The 1,206-nt window shown below is 60.1% G+C and carries 1 protein-coding gene; it reads right to left on the reverse strand.

The annotated features are described in order from the left end of the window. Positions 1-9: 9 nt before the first annotated feature. Positions 10-1,206 (reverse strand): IS4 family transposase (locus tag VK92_RS38155; protein ID WP_048028740.1); only part of this gene is annotated, 1,197 nt, incomplete at its 5' end.

Here is a 1,206-nt window from a genome sequence, read left to right on the forward strand (position 1 = left end):
TAATGCCGTTCAGTTAAGGTTTTTCCGAAGATATCGAACGGGATAGCGAGCAGGACGGGACTTGACGGCCCGATCGCATTTGCGATCGGGCCGTTTTACATTGATGAGTAGCTTGAGGTGCTCGCGAAGTCGCTTGAGAACGGCGGGCAGCTTGGCAAAGGCAGGTGTGCGTGCGGCCCACATCATCTCGTGCTGGATGAGATGGAACGACCGAATGAAGCTCAGTTCGGTCGGTTCGCATTTGGCCTCAAAGGCCGCGCAGGCCATCTCGCGGCGAATCAGGTTGTAGGCGATCAATGCCCCCCAGATTTCCTGGTAAATGCCTTCAACCGTTCGGCTGCGCAGCGTCAGCTCGTGCCCCAGCATTGATTGCTTGAGCTCGCGGTAGCTGGTTTCAACCTGCCAGCGGCGCTCATAGCAGGCGTCCAGATCAGCCATCTTGAAGCGGCGGCGGTCAGTCAGTGAAGTCAGCAGCACCCGCTCGCGGCCTGTTGCATCCAGCACGCGGATCGCGCGGGCCGTCCACCATTCGGGCAATTCAGGGCACTTCTTCCGTGCTTGTGGTGACACGCGCATGCGCACCAAGGCATCGTCTGGCTTGCCCGATATCACCTCCCAACGTGTATTGGACTTGGCCGGAATCAGGAAGTGGCGATTGCGCTCACCCGAACTCAGGCCGCACAGAATTTCGGCGGACAGAAAGCCCTTGTCGAATACCGTCAACGAGTGATCCGGGATCTGCTCCAGCAGTTGCTTGGCATAGAGCATCTCATTCGTGTCGTAACGGCCGAACGCGATGTTGGCGACGAGATGGGTCGGAATCGAGGTCAGTGTCACGGCCCGCACCTGCGGGTAGCTAGCCATCTTACCGCTGGCATAGCCCTGAGCGCCGAAGTGCTCACGGTTGGCGGGGCTGTCCGGAGTGCGCAGCGTGGTGCCATCCATGGCCCACAAGCTCAACCCTTTGAAGGCGTGGCGCGCACCATCTTGCTGGCACCAGGCTTGAGCGGTGCGTTCAAATAGCCAGGCCATGGGCGCATCGCCGAGCCTCTGTCGCGCTTGAGCGACGGCGCTCTTGCTGACGAATGAGGCCTCGTTGGGCAAGACCAGATCGAGGCTATCGACTACCTCGCTGATAGACCAGTGTCGGTAGATTGCCAGCGCGATGACCAGCCATACCACCTGCTCGGCTGGTAAGCGCCGCCG

Origin of the sequence: Burkholderia sp. LK4 (genome assembly GCF_001043615.1) — a bacterium.
Classification (GTDB): domain Bacteria; phylum Pseudomonadota; class Gammaproteobacteria; order Burkholderiales; family Burkholderiaceae; genus Burkholderia; species Burkholderia cepacia.